Raw genomic sequence first — 15,952 nt, 5'->3', positions numbered from 1 at the left:
CGCCTGAGCCGTCATTGCGAGGAGCGCAGCGACGAAGCAATCCAGCGAGCGGCCGCGCAGCACTGGATTGCTTCGCTTCGCTCGCAATGACGACGAAGCCAGGAACCAAAGCGGCCCCTGCCGCGCTCTAGCGCAAAGGAATTTTCCAGGAGGCACAGATGATTGGCAAGATTCTCGGAGCGATGGTCGGCGAACGCATCGCGGGGCGCAATTCGGGCATGAGGGGTGCGATGCTCGGGGCGGCGACGCCCTGGCTGATGCGCCGCGCCTTCACTCCGCTCGGAGTCGCCGCGCTCGGCGCCTGGGGCGCGAAGAAGCTCTGGGACCGGCGCCGCGCGTCTCGCGACGGCCGGGTCACTGCGTCGGCGGCGGCGGCTTCACCTCAGGTGTCGTAGGCGGCGGCGCGGCGATTTCGGGTACCGGCACGGGCTGGGGCTCGTCGGGCTCCGGCTCGGGCTGGGGCGCCGGCTCCGGCGCGGTCGTCGAGGCATTGGCGTCGGGTTCCTGATCGGCGCGATAGAGCGGAACGGAAGGCGCGGGCCTCGCCGCGGCGGTGCCCAGCGCCTCTTCCATGAAGCTGCGCCAGATCCGCGCCGGCGTTCCTCCGCCCGAGGTGCCGGGCAGCGGCCGATTGTCGTCATTGCCGATCCACACGCCGACGACGAGGTCGCCCGCGAAGCCGATGAACCAGGCGTCGCGGTAATCGGACGTCGTTCCCGTCTTACCGAAGGTCGGGACGGAGAGCGCCGCCGCCCGCCCGGTGCCGCGCTGAACGACGGCGTAAAGCACGTCGCGAAGCATCGGGAAGGCGCGATCGCGGTTGACCGCGTGGTTGGCTCCGCCGCCTCCGAACCAGCCGCTGCTTTCCGGCGGCAGGCCGTGGGGACGGATCGGGTAGCGCCCGGCGGCCACCGCCGCATAGGCCGCCGTCAGCTCGAGCAGGGTGACGTTGTTGACGCCCAGCGGAAGGCTCGGATCGGGCCTGAGCGGCGTTGTGATGCCGAGATCGCGCGCGGCGCGGATGACATTGGCCCGCCCGATGCGCTCGGTCACCTGGACGGCGACGCTGTTGCTGGAATAGGCGACCGCGTCGCGCAAGGGCTCGGGGCCGCGATAGGAATCGCCGTAGTTGCGCGGCTGCCAGTCGCCCACCCGGATCGGGCCGTCGTTGACCGGGGTGCTGGGCGTCAGGCCTTGGCGGAAGGCGGCCAGATAGACGAACAGCTTGAACGCGGATCCCGGCTGGCGCCGCGCCTGCACCGCGCGGTTGAACGGGCTTCGGGCATAATCCTTGCCGCCGACCATCGCGACCACGCGCCCGTCCAGCCGCATCGCCACCAGCGCCGCTTGCGCTCGGCCGAGGCCGGCGCGGCGGATCGCGCGGACCGCGGAGCGCTGCAGATCGCCCTCCAGCGTCGTCTGCACGAGGCGCTGGCCGTAGCCCTCGTCGGTGATGTCCGTCGCCTGCGGCATCACCCAGTCGGCGAAATAGGTCCCGCTCGGGACGTCGTCGCCGCGACCGCGGCGGACTCGCGCCGGGCGGGCGTCCGCAAGCTGGCGCTCGCTGATGAAGCCGATCTCGCGCATGGCGCGGAGAACGAGGCGGGCGCGCTCCCGCGCGGCCTCGAGATGACTGGTCGGGGCGAGCCGGCTCGGAGCGTTGACGACGCCGGCCAGCATGGCGGCCTGGGCGAGCGTGAGATGTTCCGGCTCGACGTTGAAATAATGGCGGGAGGCGGCCCTGAGGCCGTAGACGTTGTCGCCGAAAAAGACGTTGGAGAGGTAGCGGCTGAGGATCTCCGTCTTGGACAGCCGCGCCTCGAGCCACAGCGCGATCAGCGCCTCCTGAAGCTTGCGGGTGGCGGTTCGGTCCGGACTGAGGAAGCTCGTCTTGGCGAGCTGCTGGCTGATCGTCGAGCCGCCCTCCCGGACCCGGCCGGCGCGAAGGTTGCGCGCCATCGCTCTGCCCATTCCCCAGGGATCGATTCCGACATGGCGGAAGAAGCGGCGGTCCTCGATGGCGATGAACGCCTGGCCGACATGCGGCGGAAGCGCCATCACGTCGACCGGCTCGCCGATGATCGCGCCGCGCCTGGCGATCGGCTCGCCCTCGGCGGAGAGGATGGTGATGCTCGGCGCCGCCACCGGCCCAAGCGAGCGCGACAGCGGCGCGGTGACGATCAGCCAAAGCAGGGCCGCCGCGAACAGCAGGGCGGCGATCTTGAGGATTCGCTTGACCAGGCGGACCCGCGACAAGGGTGGCTGCGGTAAAGCGGCCTCGCCGGTGGCGGAGACGGCTATTCCGTCACGCCCAGGTCCCGAAGCACCCGGCCGATCGTCTCCCCCAGGCTGTCGTCCTTCCACTCGTCTTCATCCTCTTCAGGCGGCTTGCGCGGTCTCGGCGGCTCGGAGAGGCGGAGCGCCTCCATCATGAAGCTGCGCCAGATCCTCGCGGGCAACCCGCCGCCGGCGACATTGTTCATCGGCCGGTTGTCGTCATTGCCGACCCAGACGCCGACGACAAGGTCTCCCGCGAAGCCGATGAACAAAGCGTCGCGCGAATCCTGCGTCGTGCCGGTCTTGCCGAAGGTCGCGACCGGCAGCGCGGCTGCCCGCCCGGTGCCGCCCGCGACGGCAGAGCCGAGCATCGCGCGCATGTCGGCAAAGGCGGGGTCGGAGCGCATGGGAGGCGATCGGTGAAGGAGGGCGGCGAGGAAATCCTGGTCCTCGCCTTGCTGCTCGTCCAAGCCCTGCGCGGTCACCGGGTAGCGCCCCGCAGCCACGGCGGCATAAGCGGCGGTCATCTCGACCAGGCTGACTCCGGAGGTGCCGAGCGCGATGCTCGGGTCGTTCGGGATCGGCGCGGTGACTCCGAGGTCGCGCGCGGTGCGGATCACGTTGCCGATGCCGACCTGCCGGGCGAGCCGCACCGCGGCGACATTGCTCGACATGGCGAAGGCGTCGCGCAGGGGGATCTTGCCGCGATAGGTGCCGCTCGCGTTTCGCGGCGTCCAACGGCCGATCGTGATCGGGCTGTCCTCGATCGGCGAATCGGGGTTCATGCCGGAGCGCAGGGCGGCGAGATAGACGAACAGCTTGAACGTCGATCCGGACTGGCGCCGCCCCATCGTCGCCCGGTTGTAGGGGCTGCGCGCATAATCGCGCCCGCCGAGCATCGCCACGATCCGCCCGTCGGGCCGCATCGCCACCAGCGCCGCCTGGCGCGAACCGAGCCCCGCGCGGCGAAAGGCGTGGATCGCGCTGCGCTGGAGCCGGCGGTCGAGCGTCGTCGCGATCCGTCGCTCGCCATATTCCTGCTGGTCGGCCTGTTCGACTTTGGCGAGGATCCAGTCGGCGAAATAGGTGCCGGTGGGCAGATTATCGCTGGGCGCGAGGCGAAGCTGGGCGCCGCGCGTGCGCCGCGCCCGATCTTCGCCAACATAGCCAATATCGGCCATCGCCTGGAGCACGAGGCGGCCGCGGCGCTGGGCGCCGGCGAGATTGCGGTTCGGCGCGAGCCGGTTGGGCGCGTTGACCAAGCCGGCCAGCATCGCCGCCTGGGCGAGCGTCAGCTGCTCGGGACGGACGCTGAAATAATAGCGGGCGGCGGCACGCAAGCCATAGATATTGTTGCCGAAATAGACGTTGGAGAGATAGCGGCTGAGGATCTGCTCCTTGCTCAGCCGGGCTTCGAGCCACAAGGTGATCAGCGCTTCCTGCGCCTTGCGGCCCATCGTCCGCTCGCCGCCGGTGAAGCTGGTCTTTGCCAGTTGCTGGCTGATCGTCGACCCGCCCTCGCGAACGCGCCCGGAGCGCCAGTTGCGGAACAGCGCGCGGCCGACGCCCCAGGGATCGATGCCGACATGGTGGAAGAAGCGGCGGTCCTCGATGGCGACGAACGCCTGGCCGACATGGGGCGGCAGCTTCATCACGTCCACCGGCGCATCGCGCACCGCGCCGCGCCGGGCGATGGGCTGGCCGTCGGCGGCGAGGACGAGGAAGCTCGGCGCGGCGATCGGCTGGAGCGATTGCGAGAGCGGCGCGGTAACCGCCAGCCAGCCGACGAGCAGGATGAAAGCGGCGGCCGCGACGCGCAGGACGGCCCCGGTCGCCTTGCGGATGATCCGGCTGGCGCGGTCATGGCGGCGGCGGTGAAGCGCGACGATGGTCTCGACGACGCCGGGGCTGCCCCCGTCGAGATCCTCCGGCGTCAGCGAAACCGGGCGGACCCGGTCGTAGGCGCGATTGAGATAATAAGCGCGCACCGGCGGCTCGACGGCGTCCCAGGCCAGTCCCTGGCCGCCGAAGGCGCGTTCTGTGTCGTCGCGAAACTGCGCCTCGGCGAGCCCGCGCACCTTGGCCAGCTCGTGCGCGGCCTGTTCGATCCGCGCGCGGTCCTTCGCGGACATGGTCGTCCAGGTGTCGGGCGAGATGCCGAGATCGGGGGGAGGGCTGGTGGACAAGGCTGGCGCGCGGCTCGTTCTGGCTTGAAGATTAGGTGCTTCGTCCCGGAGCGACTTGTTCCACTAATACACCTCGCCGCGCAAGTCCTTTCGGCCACGGCACGCCCGCGATCAGCGCCTCGGCGATCTCGGCCATGGCGGGTCCGGTCTGGAAGCCGTAGCCGCCTTGGCCGGCCAGCCAGAAGAAGCCCGGCGCGTCCGGCGCGAAGCCGGCTGTTGGAACGCGGTCGTGCGTGAAGGTGCGAAGGCCCGCCCAGCGGTGGACGATCCGCTTCGCGGCGATGGTCGTATAGTGTTCGAGCCGGTCGGCGGCGAGGGCGACGTCGTAGTCGTCGGGCCGGGCGTCGCAGGGATCGTCCGGCACCTCGTCGACGGGCGAGACGAGCAATCGGCCCGCCTCTGGCAGCAGGTAGAAATCCCCGGCGACGCTGTGCGCGAACGGCCAGCTCGACGCTTCCGGCGGCGCCTCGACCACGATGATCGTTCGCCGGCGGGGGCTGAGGCCGAGCGGCGCCACTCCGGCCAGAGCGGCGATGCGATCGGCCCAGGCGCCGGCCGCGTTGACCAGGACCGGCGCGGAAAATTCGACTCCGTCCTCGGTTCTAACGGTCCAGCCCGGATTGATGCTCGCGGCTCGCTTGCCCTTCAGGACCTGGCCGCCGCCGCTCCGAATCTGTCTGGCGAGATGCTGGAGGATGAGATCCGCGTCGAGCTTCAGCCCGGCAGGATCGAGCAGCCCGCGTATCGCGCTCGGGCGCAGCGGCGGGAACAAACGGGCCATTTCCGGGACGTCGACGACTCGAATGGCATCCGTCACCCGGGCCATCCCCGCGGCCAGCGTCTCGAGCCTCTCCAGATTTTCGATGTCCGCGAAGTAGAGCGTGGGGAAGGCCGCGGCGAATGGCGGCGTGAAGAAATCGCGGCTGTGGGCGGTGAGCGCTCGGACCGTGGCGGCGCCGATTCCGTAATGGCTGAAGGAAACGCTTCGGCCCGAGCTGTGATAGCCGATCGCATCCTCGGCCTCCAGCACCACGACTCGGCCGTGGCGGGCGAGCCGGGCGCCGGCCGACAGGCCCGCGATGCCGCCGCCGACGATCAGGAAATCCGCGCCCGTCACCGGGCAGGCGCTAGCCGAATTGGAGCAGCGGGTCACGGGCCGGGACCTCCGGCGCGAACTCCTCGATCGGCCTGCCGAGCAGGGCATCCACTATTCGCCGCGCCGCGTGTCCGTCCCCGTAGATTTCGGAGGGGCGGCTGGGCTGCGCGGCGCGGTCGAGAACGGCCTCGGCGGCTCGGACGATGCGGTCGGGATCGCTGCCGACCAGAATGGCGGCGCCGGCCGACAGGCCCTCCGGCCGCTCGGTCCCTTCGCGAAGCACGACGACCGGCTTGCCGAGCGTCGCCGCCTCTTCCTGGATGCCGCCGGAATCGGTCAGAACGAGATCGGCCCCGCGCATCAGCCGGACGAAATCCGGCAGGTTTTGCGGCGGCAGGTTGCGCAGCCGGCCGGCGGCGCCGTCGAGGGCCGGATTGGGATGGCGCGGAAAGACGATCTCCACGTCCCCGCGCTGGGCGAGCCGCTCGATCGCCGCGCAGATCGACGCGAAGGGCAAGCCGAAGCTTTCGCGCCGGTGACAGGTGACGAGGATCGTCTTGCGGCGCGGCTCCGCGGGCGCCTCCTCGTCGCCGAGCCGGGCCAGCACCAGCTTGAGAGCGTCGATCCCGGTATTGCCGGTGACGAACACCTCGCCCGTGAGGCGCTCGGCCATGAGATTGGCCTTGGCGGCCGGGGTCGGGGTGAAATGCAGGTCGCTCATTAGCGCGATCGCGCGCCGGTTGACCTCCTCGGGAAAGGGCGCCGTCCTGCGGTATGTCCGAAGCCCCGCCTCCACATGGGCGACCGGGATGCCGCGCTGGAAGGCGGCCCAGGCCCCCGCAAGCGCGCTCGATGTGTCGCCCTGGACGAGGATCCAATCGGGCTTCGCCGCATCGATCACGCTGTCGATCCCTGCAATCAGGCGGGCGAGGAGCGCGTTCAGGCTTTGACCGGGCTCCATGGCCCCGAGATCGAAATCCGGAACGATCGAGAAATAGTCGAGCACCTGATCAAGCAGCGCCCGGTGTTGGCCGGTGACGCAGACGATCGATTCAACAAATAGCTCCAAATCGAGCGCCAGTAGGATCGGCGCCATCTTCACGGCTTCTGGACGCGTTCCGAAAATCGACAGCAATTTCATGCCGAGCCCCCCAGGGACTCAGATAAACACAACTCGTTGTCGTCGAAAAGAGGGAAATCTAGCGCGCGCTTCCACCCGACCTGCGCGCGTCGGCACGGCCCGCAAGGTAGGCGGCGCAGCTTGCGCGAAGCGAGGCGCTGTCGTCGCCGCTGAGGCCGTAGGCGCTGCTCAGGCGGCCGACGAACTCGCCGGGGTTCGGCTGGTCGCCCGCCGCTCGGCATATCGTCGTGATCTGAGCGAGATCGAGAGCGTTGCCTCCAGAGGCGCGGCGAGGCGCGGGCCGGCGGACCGGCTGCGCGGTGCGGGCGCGCTCGCGGGGCTGCAACGCCTCTGCGCGCGCCTGCACGTCGAGGTTGTCGCGATCGATGTGCAGCTTCGAACCGGCCAGCAAGGCCGCGGTCAGATAGATAATCATCTCAAATCCCCCCGGGAAATGATCCCGCGGGCACAGTAGTTATACGGGATATGGTAAAGAAGCCGTTAACCCTGTTTAACGCGGCCGACTACGGAGCCTGAAGGAGCGGCCTTTTGACCGACGAAGATCTGGCGGCGCATCTGGCTGAGGAAGCGGGCCGCCTGCTGATCGAGCAGCGGCGGAGCGGCCTGCTCGCCGGGGCGGGGCTCGGCCATATCGCGGACAAGGTCGCCAACGCCTTCATCCTCACGGGCCTGGCCGAATGGCGGCCGGCCGATGCGGTGCTCTCGGAGGAAAGCCTCGACGACCGGAGGCGCCTCGAACGATCGCGCGTGTGGATCGTCGACCCGCTCGACGGCACCCGCGAATATTCGGAAGGGCGAAGCGACTGGGCCGTGCATGTGGCGCTTGCGGTGGACGGCGCGCCGCGGATCGGCGCGGTGGCGATGCCGGCGCTCGGCAAGCTGTTCCGCTCCGACCGCGTGGTTTCGCCCACGTTCGGTCAGGGCCGGCCGAAGCTGCTGGTCAGCCGGACTCGGCCGCCGGTGGAGGTGGAGGAGATAGCCGCACTGCTCGGCGCCGATCTGGTGCCGATGGGCTCGGCCGGAGCGAAGGCCATGGCGATCGTCTCGGGGGACGCGGATCTCTATTATCATTCGGGCGGGCAGCACGAATGGGACAATTGCGCGCCGGCCGCGGTAGCGCTCGGTGCGGGCCTCCATGCGAGCCGGCTCGACGGCAGCCCGTTCGTCTACAACCAGGCCGACACGTCGATTCCGGACCTTCTCATCGGCCGGCCGGATCTGGCGGCGAAGGTGCTCGACTTCCGCCGTCAGAGATAGGCGCGCAGGGCGAGCCAGGCCTCGCGCTTCCGCTCGAAGGGCAAGCTGGCATAAGCCGGGCTGCTCGAGGGCAGGTCGATCAGGGCGATGGAAGGGACATCCGCAAGCCGGCTCCGCCCGATCCGCGCCGAAGTGCCGCCGTTGAAACCGATCGCCTGGAGCCTGGGCAGGGTTGCCACCAGCCCCGCGAGGTCGCTCGCCTCGTGCAGCCGGATGTCGGCGTCGAGGCTGCCCTCCCGCGTGGCCGCCGCGACCGTGTCCCACAGCCCCACGCCCGCGTCGAGCAACGCCTCCAGCCGCGCCTCGTAGGAAAGGGGCCCCAGATCACGCTGGATCACCGCCCCGATCAGCCGCCAGAACTGATTCTGCGGGTGGGCGTAATAACGCTGCCGAGCGAGCGAGACCGCGCCCGGAAGGCTCCCGAGAACCAGGAGGCGCGTGTCGGGGCGGGTGACGGGCGGGAAGCAATGGTGCATGAGCCCCATCTATGAAGATCGCGGGCGGTTGTCATTGCAGGGCGGTGCGGTTCGAGGCGGAGGTGGCCGAGGCGGTGACCGTGCTCGATTGCAATTGCTCGATCTGCGCGGCGACCGGATTCCTCCACCTGATCGTGCCGCATGGCGATTTCCAGCTCCTGTCGGGCGGGGAGGTTCTGACCAGCTACCGCTTCGGCACGGAAGCGGCCGATCACCTGTTCTGCTCGGTCTGCGGCATCAAGAGCTTCTACCAGCCCCGTTCGCACCCCGACGCGTGGAGCGTGAACCTCAACGCGCTCGACGACGCCTCGGGCCTCCACGTGACCGTCCAGTCCTTCGACGGTCGCGATTGGGAGCGAGCAGCGGATATGCTCGATGAGGCTCGAACCGGATTGGCTTGAGACGTTCCCCGGCGAAAGGGCCCCCATCAAAGTACTACTTTGATGGGACCCAAGGTCGGGGCCCAGGCCCGGCGCTCGCCGGGCTCGGGACGCCACTGCAAAAAGCCTTGGGCTCCTGGACCCCGGCCTCCGCCGGGGAACAGCGCCCGGTCGAATTCCGCTCTAGATGGCGGGCCTGGGCCGAAGGGCGAAGCGCAGGACGATGTAGAGCAGCAGGCCGGCCGGGGCGAGCATCATGATCAGCGGCAGAAGCAGCAAGAGCAGCAGCCTCGGCATGCCGCGCTCCAGCCCGTCGCGCACGATCAGAGTCGCGGCGAAGAGATCGAGCGCGAGGAAATGAAGCCAGCCGGCGTTGAGGGCGCTGAAATTCCGATAGAGGCAGCTCACGCCTTCGAGCCTGAAGAAGGTCAGAGCGCCGAAATCGTCGAAGCCGCCGCGTCCGTCCCAGACCATGAGCAGGTAAAGGAGGCAGAGGAGGGCCGGGAGCACGAACTGGGTCAGCTTCCACAGGGCCGGCCGCCAAGCAGGCGCGAACAGGCTCGCGGCGAGCAGCAGCCAGCCGGGAATGACGATCATCTTCGACAGGTCGTAAACCGTCGCCGTGAACGCGGGAACGGCGTCGGCGATCTGGATCGTGCAGGGCATCGGCTTCGTCCCCCCGGCCGGATCATGGGCGATGGGCGCGCGATGTCAATCAAAGGCCGAACCATTGCGGCGCCGGTCGAAGACGCTCCGATGGACCTTGCTCCGGCGAAGCTTCACCGCCTAAGCTCGCGCAAAAGGGAGGGACGGGATGACGGACGCCGCGGCGGACGATTATGTGGTCGACGCGAAGCGCGACCGGCTGGTGATCGTCGCGTCCTCGCTCGGCACGGTCTTCGAATGGTATGATTTCTTCATCTACGGCACGCTGGCGCCGGTCATCGCCGCCCATTTCTTTCCCACCGCCAACCCGACCGCGGCGCTGCTGCTGACGCTGGCGACGTTCGGCGCGGGCTTCGGCGTCAGGCCGATCGGCGCGATCCTGTTCGGAGTCCTCGGCGACAGGCTGGGCCGCAAATATACCTTCCTGATCACCATCACCCTGATGGGCATCGCGACCGCCGCGGTCGGGGTGCTGCCGACCTACGCCCAGGTGGGACTGGCGGCGCCGGTCATGCTCGTCACCTGCCGCCTGTTGCAGGGGCTCGCGCTCGGCGGCGAATATGGCGGCGCCGCGATCTACGTGGCGGAGCACGCGCCGCGCCACAGGAGGGGCCTTTACACCAGCTTCATCCAGGCGAGCGTGATCGGCGGCTTCCTGCTGAGCGTGGCGATGGTGCTCGGATCGAACTGGCTGGTGGCGCCGGAGGCCCGCGAGCAATGGGCCTGGCGTCTGCCGTTCCTGATCTCGATCCTGCTGCTCGCCATCTCGCTTTGGGTGCGCCTCAAGCTCAAGGAGAGCCCGGTCTTCCAGGCGATGAAGGCTGCGGGCAAGACCGCGCGCAACCCACTCAGGGAAAGCTTCCGCGGGCGCCACCAGCTGAAGATGATCTTCGTCGCTTTGTTCGGGATCGCCGCCGGGCTCACCGTGATCTGGTACACGGCCCAGTTCCAGGCGCTCTATTTCCTGCAGAATTCGCTGAGGATCGAGGACACCTCCGCGCGCCTGATCATCGGCGTCGCGGCGATGTTCTCGATGTTCTGGTTCGTCCTGTTCGGCTGGCTGTCGGACAGGATCGGGCGCAAGCCGCCGATCGTCGCGGGATACGCGTTGACCATCGTCCTCATGTTCCCCTTGTTCTACTGGATGGCGAACGCCGCCAATCCGGAGCTGGCAGAGGCGAGGGATCGCAATCCCGTCACCGTTCAGGGGACGAACTGCTCCTACGATCCCTTCGCCCAGCGCCAGGCGACGCCCTGCGGCCGCGCGCTCGATGCGCTGACCCGGCGCGGAATCTCCTACAGGCTGGTCGCGGCGCCCGGCTGGAGCGGCGATTCCTACCAGCTGAGGGTCGGAGCGGCGGTGGTCAGCGCGGACGATTCCGCCGCGCTCGACGCCGCGCTCGCCCGCGCAGGCTACAAGCTCGAAAAGACGAGGCCGACTCTTTCGAGCGCTCTCCAGGTCGTTCTGGCGATCATCGTCATCGGAATGCTTTCGGGGATGACCTACGGGCCGGTCGCGGCGCTGCTGGTCGAGATGTTCCCGGCGCGGATGCGCTACACCTCGCTCTCCATCCCCTACCATATAGGAACGGGCTATTTCGGCGGCTTCCTGCCGTTCATCAGCCAGTATATCGTCGCCCGGACGGGCGATCCCTTCTCGGGCCTGTGGTACACGATCGCCGTCGTCGCCATGGCGCTGTTCGTCACCTTCTTCTGGCTGCCGGAGACATCGGGAAAGAATTTGGATTGAGCTTTCAGGAGTCATCCGGGCGAAGGGGCACCCCGCAAAGTATTACTTTGCGGGGACCCCGAAGGCCGGGATCCATGAACGCATGCCTTGGCGACAAGGCTCGGTTCTCATTCGTCGGCTCCGCGTTCATGGGCCCCGGCCTTCGCCGGGGTGACTCGGGGGGGCGGCCACGCTAGGCGCCGGAAATGGTCCACCTCCCGAACCGGCTGACGCTCGACGGCGACGCACTCGTCGCCAACTGGCGTTGGCTCGCCGAACGAAGCGCCGGCGCGGCATGCGGCGCGGCGGTCAAGGCGGACGGCTACGGGCTCGGCGCGCGCGAGGTGGCGAAACGGCTGCAGGCCGCGGGCTGCCGCGATTTCTTCGTGGCCACCTGGGCCGAGGCCGAGGCGTTGGGCCCGTGGCCTGCAGAGCTGGGCCTGTCGGTGCTCCACGGCGTGCTAGCCGATGACATGGCGGCGGCGCTGAAATCTCCGGCGCGCCCGGTGTTGAACAGCCGCGAGCAGGTGGAGCGATGGCGGGAAACGGGCCGGCCTTGCGACGTGATGATCGACACCGGCATCAACCGGCTCGGCCTCTCCGCCGCGGATGCCGCCTCGGGCCTGCTCGACGGCCTTCGCATCGAGACGCTGATGAGCCACCTGGCCTGCGCCGACGAGGATTCCGGCGCGAACGAGGCGCAGTACCGGGCGTTCGCGGCGGTGGCGGGAAAGGTCAAGGCGGCGCGCCTGAGCCTCGCCAACAGCGCCGGCATCTGCCTGGGACCGCATTATGCCTTCGGCCTCACCCGCCCCGGCCTCGCGCTCTACGGCGGCGTCCCGCGTACCGAGGCGGAGGGGCACATCCGGCAGGTCGTGCGGGTCGAGGCGCAGGTGCTCCAGCGCCGCCGGGTCGAAGCGGGAGAGCGAGTGGGTTATGGAGGGACCTTCGTCGCCGAACGGACGACCGAGCTGGCGATCGTCAATGCCGGCTATGCCGACGGCTATCTGCGCGGCTTCTCCGGCAGCGGCCGGGCGCTCATCGGCGGCAAGCAAGCGGCCGTCGTGGGGCGCGTTTCGATGGATCTTACGGCGATCTGCGTCGATGAGGCGCCGGAGATTGGCGAGGGCGACTGGATCGCGCTCGATTATCACCTTCCCGCCGCTTCCGCCCAATCCGGCCTCAGCCAGTACGAGCTGCTGACCACCCTCGGCTCCCGCTTCGAGCGAGTCTGGCGCTGAACCCTTCGCGCGCCGGCTCGTTCAGGGGCCATGGCGCGGCTCGCCCATCTTTCCGACGTGCATTTCGGCGCCCACGATCCGGCGGTGGTGGCCGGCGCCGAGGCATGGCTGGCGCGGGAGCGGCCCGACCTCGTCGTCATCAGCGGCGATTTCACGCAAAGGGCGCGCGTCCATCAATATCGCGAGGCCGGCGCCTTTCTCGACCGGATCGAAGCGATGGGCCTCAAGACGCTGGGCGTTCCGGGAAATCACGACGTGCCGCTCTACGACGTCGTCCAGCGCTTCACCCGCCCGCTCCACCGCTACCGCCGCTATATCGAGGACGACCTCTGCCCCTGGTTCGAAAGCGATCGGCTGGCCGTGCTCGGAATCAACACCGCGCGGTCGCTGACCTTCAAGGACGGACGGATCAGCCACGAGCAGATGGCGATCATCCGCGTCCGCTTCCAGGACGTGCCGGCCGACAGGACGAAGATCCTCGTCACCCATCACCCGCTGTTCGAGATGCCGATCGGCGAGCCGGGCGAATTGTCGGAGGCCGTCGGCCGGCAGCGCGAGGCGCTCGACGCGGTCGCCGATGCGGGCGTGCATATCCTCCTCGCCGGCCATTTCCACCGCAGCTTCACCGAAAGCGCTCGGCGGATGGTCAAGAATGCGGGGCCGTCGCTCGTCATCCAGGCGGGCACGGCGACCTCCACCCGCCTTCGCAACGGCGAGACGCAGAGCTTCAACCTGATCGACACCCACAAGGATCGCGAGGTCGAGGTGCAGGTGATCGGCTGGGACGGCGCCGCCTTCGTCGGCGGCAGCCGGGCGCGCTTCGTCTTCGACGGAGACAATTGGTCGGCCGCGGAACCGGCCGCGGCTTAGCCGAGCACCTCATATTCGCCGATGCGATGCTCGCTGAGCGTCCAGCTTTCGGTGCTTCGATCGAGCGCCTGATAGTCCTCGCCGAACGCGGCCATGAAGGCCTCGAAATCCTCGCGCGAGCGCCATACGTCGAGCGTCAGGTATGATCCGTCCTCGGCCTTGAATAACTCGGTCCCGCGAAAGCCGTCGCCGCGTGCGAAGAGCTGCGCCCAGGCCCCGGTGGGGCCGTAGGTCGTCTCGAAGGCGGCGCGCGCCTCCTCCGGCACTTCGTAACGCCAGATCAGTGCGATCATTCGGCCATTCTACGGGCGCTGCGGGGAATCGTCCAAGGCCGGGATAGGCGCGCCAAGTCCCATAATGGGGCGTGGGGTCAGGCGGGCTTCAGCCTGGCGCGCGAAACCTGGTCGGGTGCGTCGATGCGCCGGAAGCGCGCCTCGACCAGGCTGAACAGGCCGAACAGCACCACGCCCGCGGCGACTCCCATCTGCAAGGGCCGGGGAAGCGAGCCCAAGGCATCGTCGATGCCGCCCGCCGCCGCCGAACTGTGCGACCGCGCGGCTTGGAAGAACAGCCATGCGCTGAGCGCGAAGATCACGCCACGGGCGGCATAGCCGAGCCGGCCGAGCCAGCCGATCCACGCCTGGCCGGCGGCGCGGGTCTCGAGATGGCGGAGGAATTTGGGCCGCAACGCCTTGCGGAACTGGGCGATTCCGACGCCGAGCAGGATCCCGGCGGCGAAATAGAGGAGGAGAGCGCCGCCCGGCAGATGAAGCGCGGTCGCGGCCGCCGCCTTAAACGAATCGCCATGGTCGTGGCCGCCCGCGGCGAGCCGGGCCGCAACGACCGCGAAGCCCAAATGGACGAGCCCGGAGCCGACTCCGGCCAGCCGGACTCCGATCCCTTTCCGGTCCGATCCGTGTCCCTCGGAATCGATCCAGGCCTCGAGCAGCCGCCAAGCGCCGTAGGCAAAGAAGCCGGCGGCCATGCCCGCGACCAGCAGGCGCCCGGCGGTGCTCGCGAGATATTCCATGACCCCGCCCGGATCCTCGGTGCGGCCGTTGCGCAGCGTCAGATAGCCGATCAGCGCATAGACCAGCCCGCGCGCGGCGAAGCCGAGCCGGGTGACGATCCGGAACGTCGTTGCGCCGATCATGGACGGCCTCCCTTCGCGGCCTGAACCCTCGCGAAGCACGACCGTTCCGCGACGCCAATGTTAGCACGCTGTATCGACCTTCAGCTTTCTAACCCCTCCCCCTGAGGGGGAGGGTAGGGTGGGGGTTTACGGCGTTGGTGATTTTTCGATCACGCCCGAACCCCTCACCCCGCCCTCTCCCCATGGGAGAGGGAGTCTCCAGGCCGGGAATGTCGATACAGCCTCGCGAATGAAGCGCTCAGTCGCGCTCGATGCAAAGGGCGATGCCCATGCCGCCGCCGATGCACAGGGTCGCGAGGCCCTTCTTCGCGTCGCGCTTCTGCATTTCGTAGATGAGCGTGGTGAGAACCCGCGCGCCCGAGGCGCCGATCGGGTGGCCGATGGCGATCGCTCCGCCGTTGACGTTGACCCGGTCGCTCTCCCAGCCGAGCTCCTTGCCGACCGCCAGCGCCTGGGCGGCGAAGGCTTCGTTGGCCTCGATCAGGTCGAGATCGCCGATCGTCCAGCCGGCCTTCTCCAGCGCCTTTATGGACGCCGGAACGGGGCCGATGCCCATGATCGAGGGATCGACTCCGGCCGAGGCCCAGCTCGCCACCCGGGCGAGGATCGGCGCGCCGCGCTTCTCTGCCTCCTCGCGGCTCATCAGCACGAGCGCGGCGGCGCCGTCGTTGAGGCCCGAGGCGTTGGCGGCGGTGACCGTGCCGTCCTTCTTGAAGGCCGGACGAAGGCCGGAAACCCCCTCGAGCGTCGCTCCGGCGCGGATATATTCGTCGTCCTCGACGATGGTCTCGCCCTTGCGCGTCCTGACCGTCACCGGCGCGATCTCGTCCCTGAAGCGCCCCTCGGCGCGGGCCTTCTCGGCCTTGTTCTGGCTGGCGACGGCGAACTCGTCCTGCTCGCCGCGGGTGACCTGATATTGCTCGGCGAGATTCTCCGCCGTGATCCCCATATGATAGCCGTTGAAGACGTCGGTCAGTCCGTCCTTGATCATCGTGTCGACCAGGCCGAGATCGCCCATCTTGGTTCCGCCGCGCAGATTCTGGGCGTGGTTGGAAAGGCTCATGCTCTCCTGGCCGCCGGCGACGACGACGGTCGCGTCGCCGGTCTGGATTGACTGGGCGGCCAGCGCCACGGCGCGAAGGCCCGAGCCGCAGACCTGATTGACTCCCCATGCGGGCACTTCCCTGGGGATTCCGGCGGCCATCGAGGCCTGGCGGGCCGGGTTCTGGCCCTGGCCGGCGGTCAGCACCTGGCCGAGGATGACCTCGCTGACATCCTCGCCGGAGACTCCGGCCTGGGCCAAGGCGGCCTCGATCGCGACGCGGCCGAGCTCATGCGCGGGAGTGGCCGCGAAAGCGCCGAGAAAGGCGCCCACCGGGGTGCGCTTCGCGGCGGTGATGACGACGTCGGTCATGGGATTTTCTCCTCGACAGCACCTCCGCTCATCCTGAGTAGCCCCTTCGACTGCCTGCCGAGGCAG

General features: G+C 68.9%; 16 protein-coding genes. 6 read left to right on the top strand and 10 right to left on the bottom strand.

All coding sequences use genetic code 11. The features are described 5' to 3' along the window. Window positions 1–158: 158 nt before the first annotated feature. Window positions 159–395 (top strand): hypothetical protein, encoded by a 237-nt coding sequence (locus E6G92_08060; protein ID TMJ19714.1) that lies wholly within the window; start codon window positions 159–161, stop codon window positions 393–395. Here E6G92_08060 and E6G92_08055 read toward each other — a convergent pair. From E6G92_08055 to E6G92_08035, 5 genes are all read right to left on the bottom strand, one after another. Continuing rightward, window positions 355–2,364, bottom strand: a complete 2,010-nt coding sequence (locus E6G92_08055) for a penicillin-binding protein (protein ID TMJ19713.1) — start codon at window positions 2,362–2,364, stop codon at window positions 355–357. The genes E6G92_08060 and E6G92_08055 overlap by 41 nt on opposite strands. Beyond that, window positions 2,298–4,409, bottom strand: coding sequence for a penicillin-binding protein (locus E6G92_08050; protein TMJ20756.1), 2,112 nt, complete (start codon window positions 4,407–4,409; stop codon window positions 2,298–2,300). The genes E6G92_08055 and E6G92_08050 overlap by 67 nt, the downstream gene beginning before the upstream one ends. An 85-nt stretch (window positions 4,410–4,494) precedes the next feature. Continuing rightward, complete coding sequence (locus E6G92_08045) at window positions 4,495–5,667, bottom strand: FAD-binding oxidoreductase (protein TMJ19712.1); 1,173 nt, start codon at window positions 5,665–5,667, stop codon at window positions 4,495–4,497. Next, entirely contained in the window at window positions 5,591–6,700 is a 1,110-nt protein-coding gene (locus tag E6G92_08040; GenBank protein TMJ19711.1) for a UDP-N-acetylglucosamine 2-epimerase (non-hydrolyzing), read from the bottom strand. Before E6G92_08040 ends, E6G92_08045 begins: the two co-directional genes overlap by 77 nt. 58 nt (window positions 6,701–6,758) lie before the next feature. Continuing rightward, on the bottom strand, window positions 6,759–7,115 hold the full coding sequence (locus tag E6G92_08035) for a hypothetical protein (protein TMJ19710.1): 357 nt from the start codon (window positions 7,113–7,115) through the stop codon (window positions 6,759–6,761). 113 nt (window positions 7,116–7,228) lie between these two features. On the opposite strand from E6G92_08035, the gene E6G92_08030 reads away from it, so the two are divergent. Then, on the top strand, window positions 7,229–7,957 hold the full coding sequence (locus E6G92_08030) for a 3'(2'),5'-bisphosphate nucleotidase CysQ (GenBank protein TMJ19709.1): 729 nt from the start codon (window positions 7,229–7,231) through the stop codon (window positions 7,955–7,957). On the opposite strand, the gene E6G92_08025 is transcribed toward E6G92_08030, so the two are convergent. After that, complete coding sequence (locus tag E6G92_08025; protein TMJ19708.1) at window positions 7,948–8,442, bottom strand: DNA-deoxyinosine glycosylase; 495 nt, start codon at window positions 8,440–8,442, stop codon at window positions 7,948–7,950. The two genes, E6G92_08030 and E6G92_08025, sit on opposite strands and share 10 nt — an antisense overlap. A 2-nt stretch (window positions 8,443–8,444) precedes the next feature. On the opposite strand from E6G92_08025, the gene E6G92_08020 reads away from it, so the two are divergent. Next, window positions 8,445–8,834: a GFA family protein gene (locus tag E6G92_08020; protein ID TMJ19707.1), complete on the top strand. Its 390-nt coding sequence runs from the start codon at window positions 8,445–8,447 to the stop codon at window positions 8,832–8,834. 162 nt (window positions 8,835–8,996) lie between these two features. Here the strand turns inward: E6G92_08020 and E6G92_08015 are convergent, their stop codons facing one another. After that, the gene (locus E6G92_08015) at window positions 8,997–9,479 is read right to left on the bottom strand and encodes a DUF4281 domain-containing protein (protein TMJ19706.1); all 483 of its coding nucleotides are present in this window, start codon (window positions 9,477–9,479) and stop codon (window positions 8,997–8,999) included. 148 nt (window positions 9,480–9,627) lie between these two features. Between E6G92_08015 and E6G92_08010 the strand changes: the two genes are divergently transcribed. From E6G92_08010 to E6G92_08000, 3 genes are all read left to right on the top strand, one after another. Beyond that, on the top strand, window positions 9,628–11,229 hold the full coding sequence (locus E6G92_08010) for an MHS family MFS transporter (GenBank protein TMJ19705.1): 1,602 nt from the start codon (window positions 9,628–9,630) through the stop codon (window positions 11,227–11,229). Window positions 11,230–11,414: 185 nt separating this feature from the next. Continuing rightward, window positions 11,415–12,449 carry an alanine racemase gene (gene alr / locus E6G92_08005; GenBank protein ID TMJ19704.1) on the top strand — a complete coding sequence of 345 codons (1,035 nt, stop codon included), beginning with the start codon at window positions 11,415–11,417 and terminating at the stop codon, window positions 12,447–12,449. Between the two features lie 30 nt (window positions 12,450–12,479). Beyond that, window positions 12,480–13,319 (top strand): metallophosphoesterase, encoded by an 840-nt coding sequence (locus tag E6G92_08000; protein ID TMJ19703.1) that lies wholly within the window; start codon window positions 12,480–12,482, stop codon window positions 13,317–13,319. Here E6G92_08000 and E6G92_07995 read toward each other — a convergent pair. The 3 genes from E6G92_07995 to E6G92_07985 all read right to left on the bottom strand — a co-directional run bounded on the left by E6G92_07995 (window position 13,316) and on the right by E6G92_07985 (window position 15,886). Continuing rightward, window positions 13,316–13,612, bottom strand: a complete 297-nt coding sequence (locus E6G92_07995) for a hypothetical protein (GenBank protein TMJ19702.1) — start codon at window positions 13,610–13,612, stop codon at window positions 13,316–13,318. The genes E6G92_08000 and E6G92_07995 overlap by 4 nt on opposite strands. Before the next feature lie 77 nt (window positions 13,613–13,689). Beyond that, complete coding sequence (locus tag E6G92_07990) at window positions 13,690–14,472, bottom strand: DUF1206 domain-containing protein (protein TMJ19701.1); 783 nt, start codon at window positions 14,470–14,472, stop codon at window positions 13,690–13,692. Window positions 14,473–14,710: 238 nt separating this feature from the next. Continuing rightward, window positions 14,711–15,886, bottom strand: a complete 1,176-nt coding sequence (locus tag E6G92_07985) for an acetyl-CoA C-acetyltransferase (protein TMJ19700.1) — start codon at window positions 15,884–15,886, stop codon at window positions 14,711–14,713. Between the last annotated feature and the right edge of the window lie 66 nt (window positions 15,887–15,952).

The sequence above is a fragment of the Alphaproteobacteria bacterium genome, from assembly GCA_005883305.1.
GTDB lineage: Bacteria > Pseudomonadota > Alphaproteobacteria > Sphingomonadales > Sphingomonadaceae > Allosphingosinicella.
This window is presented reverse-complemented; position numbering and strand designations above follow the sequence as displayed.